Annotated in this window: 10 protein-coding genes and 1 pseudogene; all 11 read right to left on the bottom strand. The window is 45.5% G+C overall.

Annotated elements, in window-relative coordinates; translation table 11 throughout:
- On the bottom strand, positions 1 to 140 hold a 140-nt coding region (xseB, locus tag WEIDD23_RS04395), incomplete at its 3' end, for an exodeoxyribonuclease VII small subunit (protein ID WP_062358787.1).
- Complete coding sequence (xseA, locus tag WEIDD23_RS04390) at positions 140 to 1,405, bottom strand: exodeoxyribonuclease VII large subunit (protein ID WP_010373091.1); 1,266 nt, start codon at positions 1,403 to 1,405, stop codon at positions 140 to 142. The genes xseB and xseA, both read right to left, overlap by 1 nt.
- Positions 1,390 to 2,280, bottom strand: a complete 891-nt coding sequence (locus tag WEIDD23_RS04385) for a bifunctional methylenetetrahydrofolate dehydrogenase/methenyltetrahydrofolate cyclohydrolase (protein WP_010373089.1) — start codon at positions 2,278 to 2,280, stop codon at positions 1,390 to 1,392. The genes xseA and WEIDD23_RS04385 overlap by 16 nt, the downstream gene beginning before the upstream one ends.
- Positions 2,281 to 2,454: 174 nt before the next feature.
- Entirely contained in the window at positions 2,455 to 2,994 is a 540-nt protein-coding gene (locus WEIDD23_RS04380) for an ECF-type riboflavin transporter substrate-binding protein (protein ID WP_010373087.1), read from the bottom strand.
- A 15-nt stretch (positions 2,995 to 3,009) separates the two neighbouring features.
- Positions 3,010 to 3,930: a zinc metalloprotease gene (locus tag WEIDD23_RS04375; protein WP_010373085.1), complete on the bottom strand. Its 921-nt coding sequence runs from the start codon at positions 3,928 to 3,930 to the stop codon at positions 3,010 to 3,012.
- A gap of 29 nt (positions 3,931 to 3,959) precedes the next feature.
- A complete protein-coding gene (locus tag WEIDD23_RS04370; RefSeq protein WP_010373083.1) occupies positions 3,960 to 4,430 on the bottom strand; it encodes a hypothetical protein in 471 nt (156 codons plus the stop codon).
- A gap of 149 nt (positions 4,431 to 4,579) precedes the next feature.
- Positions 4,580 to 5,239 (bottom strand): ABC transporter ATP-binding protein, encoded by a 660-nt coding sequence (locus WEIDD23_RS04365; RefSeq protein ID WP_010373081.1) that lies wholly within the window; start codon positions 5,237 to 5,239, stop codon positions 4,580 to 4,582.
- A gap of 13 nt (positions 5,240 to 5,252) precedes the next feature.
- The gene (locus WEIDD23_RS04360; protein WP_010373080.1) at positions 5,253 to 6,716 is read right to left on the bottom strand and encodes an ABC transporter permease; all 1,464 of its coding nucleotides are present in this window, start codon (positions 6,714 to 6,716) and stop codon (positions 5,253 to 5,255) included.
- Between the two features lie 12 nt (positions 6,717 to 6,728).
- Positions 6,729 to 7,004 carry a hypothetical protein gene (locus WEIDD23_RS04355; RefSeq protein WP_010373078.1) on the bottom strand — a complete coding sequence of 92 codons (276 nt, stop codon included), beginning with the start codon at positions 7,002 to 7,004 and terminating at the stop codon, positions 6,729 to 6,731.
- Positions 7,005 to 7,179: 175 nt separating this feature from the next.
- Complete coding sequence (locus WEIDD23_RS04350; RefSeq protein ID WP_010373075.1) at positions 7,180 to 7,458, bottom strand: HU family DNA-binding protein; 279 nt, start codon at positions 7,456 to 7,458, stop codon at positions 7,180 to 7,182.
- Between the two features lie 299 nt (positions 7,459 to 7,757).
- Positions 7,758 to 7,893: pseudogene (locus tag WEIDD23_RS14465) on the bottom strand (glucosamine-6-phosphate deaminase); the annotation flags it as partial.

Below are 7,893 nucleotides of genomic sequence, written 5' to 3'. Positions count from 1 at the left end.
GTTTGTTGTAGTTCTTGACTCAACTTAACACCCACTTCAAATTGTTTGAGGGCTTCTTCTAGCGGTACGTCACCCTTTTCAAGTTGCGCAACAATTTTTTCCAGTGTTGCCAAATTTTCTTCAAATGTCTTTTCTGCCATTATTTTTCACTTTCCTTTGCTGTAACCGTGGCGTCTAATTCACCAGTCGCCAACCGAATATGAACCGTATCACCAACAGCAACATCATCTACCGTCGTTAAAATGTGCGTGTCATGTTCAACAACACTGTAACCACGGGCTAAGATAGCCAACGGGCTCACTAACTGCAAGCCAGCCACGGCGCGACCAACTCGTTCCTGGGAACGCTCAACCTGGCGGGTCATCGCATTTACTAAACGTGGTGCCAATAAGTCAAATTGATGCTGACGCTGCGTGACCGTTGTCGTAACCGCTTGTTGTAACCGTTGTTGCGCGATATCTAATCGTTGTAAATATCCTTCGTACAAACGAGCTGGTTGTGTCAACACGTAACTATTTTGTAACCGGCTTAGGCGTTCTTGGTTAGCCACAACTTGGCGCTGCATTTGGTTAACCAGTCGTTGTTGCATTTGCTGAATGCCCAACCATAAGTCAGCCAATGGTACCGGTGTCGCTAATTCTGCCGCTGCCGTTGGTGTAGCGGCCCGCTGATCGGCTACAAAATCTGCAATCGTTGTATCTGTCTCGTGACCAACCGAACTGATAATTGGCATTGGCATGGTCAACATTTGGCGTGCCACCGCCTCCTCATTAAAAGCCCACAAGTCTTCAATCGAGCCACCACCACGCCCCATAATCAAGACATCATAATCGGCTGCTTCTGCAACGGCCGTCATTTGCTTCGTTAATGACGGTACCGCCCCATCACCCTGCACAACTGCAGGATACAAAACAATTTCCGCAATTGGGTAACGTCGTCGAACCGTCGTCATAATATCGCGGATAACAGCCCCGCTCGGTGATGTAATCACAGCAATTTTCTTAGGAAAGCGTGGAATTGGCCGGCGAAGTTGGTCAAATAAACCTTCAGCTGATAGCTTCGCTTTTAACTGTTCATATGCCTGATAAAGGGCCCCGACGCCATCCGGTTCTAGCTTATCAATAATAAGACTGTACGACCCATTGGGCGCGTACAAATCCATGTGGCCAACGGCGTTAACTTTCATCCCTGGTTCTAACTTAAATTGCAACTTTTGAAAGGCAAACTTAAACATCGTTGCATTAAGCACCGCCCCGTCATCCTTCAAAGAAAAATATTGATGACCAGGTCGTTGACGGTAATTAGAAATTTCACCCGTCACATAGACTTCTTTTAAATACGGATCAGCCGTAAATTTACGCTTTAGATAACTGGTTAGCGCTGAAACCGTTAAATAGTCTGCCATCCTGCCTCCAATGTAACACCATGATGTAATGCAGCCAACTCAACTGTCGTTTGCAATAATGTGGCAATGGTCATCGGACCAACCCCACCAGGAACCGGCGTAATTAAGCCGGCAACTGGTTCCGCTGAAGCAAAGTCAACATCGCCAACTAACGAACCGTCAGCCATTCGATTAATCCCAACATCGATAACCGTGGCACCCGCTTTCAAGTCGGATCCCGTTACCAAACCAGCGACACCAGTTGCAACGATAACCACGTCGGCTTGTTGCAATAATTCGTGGCGTAAGTTATCTGGTGTATAGCGGTGTAGCAATGACACCGTTGCATCAGCTGCTTGCGCCAACGCAAACATGGGCCGGCCGACCAAAATGGAGCGACCAATAATCACAACATTCTTTCCCGCCAACGTGACACCCTCATGAGCGAGCATCGTCATAATGCCTCGAGGTGTATTGGCAATTGGGTAATAGCCTTCCCGATTGGCATACAAACGACCAATGTTCTCTGGGTGAAAACCATCTACGTCCTTAGCTGGGCTAATCGCTTCTTGGATTTTGTGTTCATCAATGTGACCTGGAACCGGGCTCTGTACCAGAATGGCATCAACGCTTGTATCAGCATTCAACTCGGCAATTTTTGCCAACAAAGTTTCTTCCGCCGTCTCTGCATCATAACGGATGGTTTGTGCATTAACGCCGGCCTTACTAGCGGCACGCTCCTTATTACGGACGTATATTTCACTTGCTGGATCATCACCAACCAAAATAACCGCTAATCCAGGCACAACACCAGCCTCTGATAAACGCGTGGCTTGTTCCGTAACCGAAGCGCGTAACGCCTTGGCGATCGCCTTACCATCAATTAACTTTGCCATGGTACACCTCACTTTTTATTCATTACTAATGCATAAATTCTACCACACTAACTGAAAATAAACCATGAATCGCGATAACTAAAAAACAGGAAACCCTTGATATATCAAGGATTCCCTGTTGCAACAGTCGTTATTAATTTTCAACCTATGGCCGTAATAGAAAATGAATAAAGCTTAGTTTTGCTTAACAAAATAACGATTATAAACTGTAATTAAGGCTGTGCCAAGGACAGCAATGACCACCGTATTCGCCAAAGCAGCGACCACCCCTTGCTGGTATGACTCTGATAACGCCAAACCATAAATCCAGTGGTCACCCAAGGGTGCAATCACTAACCAAGCCACCACATTGGCAATTAGTTGCCAAACATTAAACAGCACTAATTTGCGGGCCGTCAATGAACCAATAAACAACCCAATTCGTTGCGTTGCTAACCCTAGAAATAGACCAAACATGCCATCAGCAATCGCCCATGTCCACCAAACCGTTCCTGATGCCAGGCCATCATTTAATGTGTGCCCAATAAAGGCAACAACCGCCCCGGCAATCGGACCGAAAATAGCTGTTATCAATGCCAACCAAGCTGGTGCTAACGTTATCTTCGTGTTGGGTACGCCAGCTGGTATGGCCACGTACTTAAATAACAACAAAAACACAATGATACCAACGAGCGTACCAATGACCTTGTGGGCCGTTAAAATATTGTGCTTCATAATAATTAAATCCCCTTAATCATGACTATCATTCAAAACAACCAAATCATCTGGAATGTCTTGGCCGTTTATTTGTTTGTAATACTTACGGAAGACATCATTATACGTGCCTTCATTAAGTGCTTCAGGATGCATGGCCAGATAACGAATCGTCTTAACCTGCATGACTTCCGTTTCATTCGGCTTACTTGAATCTTTAATTCCCACCATCGGCGACATTAAATCAAGTGCGGATCCTTGGTGCTTGAGCGCTAATGCGTGCCCAAATTCATGAATCACTGTATGCTCAGCCTCTTTATCGTGTAAGGCCGTAATATCCGCCGATGTGACTGGGCCATACACCGCCCCTGACAAATAATCCTCACGCTGTATCGTTTCTGCCAACCACACCTTCGCCGCATGGGCTGAAATCCACATCGTATTGCCACCTTCAGTCGTTGTGGCCAATACTGAGGTATCTTCCTTACCAGCCGTGTCAGTCATTTTTTTATACCCAACCAACAACTGGTAGTCACTATCTTGTGGCCAGACATTTCGATCAACATTTTCATCCTGGTTGGCATCAGATGACCGCACTGAGATGAACTTCACCCCCAGTGCTTGATTCCACACCTTCGCTGCTGTTTTAACCCACTTCAACGCCTGGCCATCCGTTTCCTTCATAACCCGACTAGATACCACAACCTTCATGTTCCCCGCAGCATTTAAGTCCCAATGCGTTGTCACTGGCAACTTATCGGCAGAGTTGTCACCTTCCAAGCGTTGTTGGCGGGCAATTTTTGCCAAATAATCTTTTTCCTGCTGGGCCGCCTGTTTCGCTTCCGTCACGTTCATATAGTATCTAATAAATTGTGGGGCTACCAACACCACCAAAATAATAATTGTCATCACCAGCGCTAACCGCTTGTTTCGACTCATACGCTTTTTCCGTGCCATGTCTCACTCAATCTTTCTCTAACGTTCAATTACTCTGCTTCAGATTCATCAGACTCGGCCGCTGCGACAGCCTCATTGATGCTTTGCAATTCTTTATCGAAAAAGGTCGCAATCTTGCTTTCAACGGATTCTGGGTCATCCGCAAAAGCCGCGACGGTTGCTGCCGTTTCAATTCGCAGACCAGACTTGGTAACCAACGGGTGCTCCGCAATCATATATAACGTTACTTCTGTCTCTGGGTCATTAATCACAATCTTACTAATTGCGTTGGTATAACGAATAGGTAGATTAACCAAACCGGTTTCAACCCGTAAACTAATTGGTTCATCCCCACTAATCAGTAACTCTGCGCTGAACAATTTCTCTTGTGATGTCGCTTGTTCAACATAACCAAACAAATCATCCAAATTAATGGTTGCTTGATCAGCGGCAGTAAAGCTTTTGATTTCATAGGTTTCATCTTTCAAAGCCGCAATGAAATCATTTCCTGTCATTTGCATGGTACATCTCACTTCTTCATTAATTATCCTTCCAGTGTAGCACAAAACGGGCGCCAGATTATCATCTAGCGCCCGTTGTTAAACATGTTCCAAATGTTTGGATCCGTCATCCAACGCAATTCAAAGCATCTTTCGTCACACACTTATTTTTAGATTGGTTCAAAAACGTGATTTTGCAAGAGTAATTGTTCATCTGCCCGACTCGCGACATCGCGGTCGTGCGTAATTAAAATCACTGTCTTACCAAATTCATGTGCCAGTTCAGCAAACAAGTCCACAATTTTTTGTGAGTTCTCATGATCCAAATTACCAGTCGCCTCATCAGCGGCAACGATTGGTGCATCGACCAATAATGCCCGGACAATTGCTACGCGCTGTTGTTCACCGCCAGATAGACGTTGCACGTTTTTATGAGCTTTTTCTTCATCAATGCCGACACGAGCTAACTGATCCAGAATATATGCCTTATCTTTTGCGTGAATCGAACCGGTAATCGCTAAGGCAGTTTGCACATTTTGGAACGCCGTCATCGTATTCAACAGATTGTAGGCCTGGAAAATTGTCGACACGTACTTCTGGCGAAATTTAGTTAACCCGATTTCCTTAATTGAGACCCCATCTACCAGAATGTCTCCCTCTCGAGGTTCATCAAGGCCCGCTAGAAATGATAGTAACGTTGTCTTACCTGAACCAGATTCACCAACAATCGCGTAAAAACGACCAGACTCAAATGTCAGATTAACGTCTTCATATAATTTATGATCTCGATCCGTATACCAATGCGTTAAATGTTTGATTTCTAATGTCATTCTGTTATCTCCATTAATCTGCCTGCAAAATTTGCTTTGGACGCATGCGCAAAATACTAAATGCCGCGCCTGAAACTGATAAGACAGCAATTAGGAAAGCCACGCCACCAAGTTCAGCCACCGCAACTGGTGTCATCGCTGTCTGGAGTTCGGCTGTCTTCGTCATACCACCCCGGGTACCCATTGGGCCGCCACCCATATTACCTGATGGCTTTTGACCACCGCCTGGGCCACCGTTTTGACCAGCGCCACCACCCGGTAGGCCGCCATTCGCGCTTTGCATTTGTTGCGTCGTTTGTTGTTGCACTAGCTGTTTTCCAATTACACCTGAAACGCCATTTCCTGCAGCAGTGGCAATACCAAGGGCCACAATCAGAATGGCTAATAATTCGGTGAACAATTGTGCGACAACCTTAGGCTTTGATTCACCCAATGCCACCAGAACGCCAATTTCACGACGACGTTCACGTGTAATCAGGATAATAATCAAACCAAGAATCAAGATACCTGCGATTGAAACTAACCAAACAATCTTCGAAGCAAAAGCGGCCACGTTCTTCATGTTCGCTGCAGCGGTCTTGTACTGTGAGGCATCCGATGTCAGCGTAAGCTTGTCGGTATCAATATACTTCTTAGCTGCCTTAACAAAAGCCGTTGTTTTTGCTGGTTCAGCCATCGTAAAGGTGACGTTAGACGCGACATTCTCAGTGCCATTGATTGTATTAGCCAAGGTATATGAACCGTAAATCGTATTCGATGGATCATTACGTTGGAAGCCATCGGTCGCTGTCTTCACCTTGTAAATACCCACAACAGTCAGCTTAACCGTTTTCGCATCATCAGCGGTCGTCTTCACTGTAATCGTTTGACCAACCTTCACCTTATTAGCTGATGCCAATTCGCTTTCAATGACCACATTGTTAGTACCTTGGTCAGACGCTTTGATACCCCGACCAGATGTAATCTTAGCTGAACCATCTGTAAATGACGACGTTGCTGCCGTAAGTGACACACCGTTCACTTGAATATCACCACTATTATTCTCACCACCCATTGGACCGCCGCCCATGGCATTTGATGTCGTTGTCGTTGTCACTGCCTTAAAACTATTCGCATTTACTGACGCATTATTGGTGATGTTATACGACGAAACATTAGCGAGTGCCGCAATCTTTTTAACCTGCTTCACGGTTGCGGTTGGCATTGTAATCGCCGTTGGTTTCGTTTCACTGTTTGATGTTGAACTAGCGCTTGACTGGCTTGCTTTCATCTGTTCAAACATCTTCTCGCGATTAGCTGATAAGCTGACTGTTGAGCCAACTGCATTAGCGGCGTTATTGGCTGCTGTTAATGCAGCGTTCTGAATAATTAAACCAGCCATGACGAAAACTAAAATCACGGTCGACGTCAACACCAGTAATAAAGAACGGCCTTTGCGGGCCCATAACGTAATTCCTGCTCGTTTCACAAAATTCATTTTAATCTCCTATCACTGGGTCGTCGTGCCGTTGCTTGCAGCTTCATCTACTGAATTCGTTGTACCCGAAGATGTGTTGCCATTCGAACCCGCCTGATTATTTTCCATTGGGCCACGGCCACCAAAACCACCGGATTGTTGCGTCATAGTGGGTCGACTAGTGTCTGACCCGATTCCGAACGGATGAAAGGCGGTGATGAGACTAAACACCATTGCTAAGCTAGCAACGCCCAAGGTCACCCATTGCAACCACGGCCGTTGACCTTTATTTTGATTACGATCTGTCATATCGTGTTCCTCCAAATGTTTTTGACGAGGATTATCATATGACGCTTAGCTTAGCGCTATCTTCACGCCAGCTAAAACGAAACCTAAATTTTGTGAACAAACCTGGTTAGTCCAGCAATGCAAAAAGCGCCACATCAGCAAATGCTAATGTGGCGTTTTAAACGTAACGATTAAATTACTTGTTAACGGCTTCCTTGAAGTCCTTACCAGCCTTGAAGGCAGGTGCCTTTGCGGCTGCGATTTCAATTTCTGCACCAGTTTGTGGGTTGCGACCCTTACGTGCAGCACGCTCGCGAACTTCGAAAGTACCAAAGCCAACCAAGGCGACCTTCTCGCCTTGTGCCAATTGGTCCTTGATAACGTCCAACAATGCGTTAACCGTCTTAGTCGTTTCTGACTTAGCTTGTCCAGTCTTTGCTGCAACCAAGTCAATCAATTCAGTCTTTGAAGCCATGTTTCAATACCTCTTTAATAGTTATTACTCGAATAGTATACGCTATGCATGCATGAGAATACTAGACTTTTGTGCCAATTAGTTACCCACTCTTAGGGAAATCTAAAGAATATATGTAAAATGCATACTCAAATGTCCCTTTACAAAGAGAATGCCGCTATAACTGGCAAGTTACAGCGGCTAAGAGAGAGAAAGAGAATTGGTTGTGTAAGACATCTCTGCCCTACGCATATAAATATAACATGCTCGTTATACCTTTGCAACCAATCGCCGGTTTAATCTCCTAAAGGTCGGACTTTCTACACAAACGGCACAATTTCTTCACGGTTCGTGAGTTTTGCCGCTGCTGCAGCGTCGACAATCACCGTCACATTAGGGTGGCGTTGCAACACACTAGCTGGCATATCTTCCGTTACTGGGCCCTCAATCATGGCA

Source organism: Weissella sp. DD23, from assembly GCF_001579105.1.
Lineage (GTDB): Bacteria > Bacillota > Bacilli > Lactobacillales > Lactobacillaceae > Weissella > Weissella cibaria.
The sequence above is the reverse complement of the archived record's forward strand: the minus strand, read 5'-3'. Positions and strand labels throughout refer to the sequence as shown.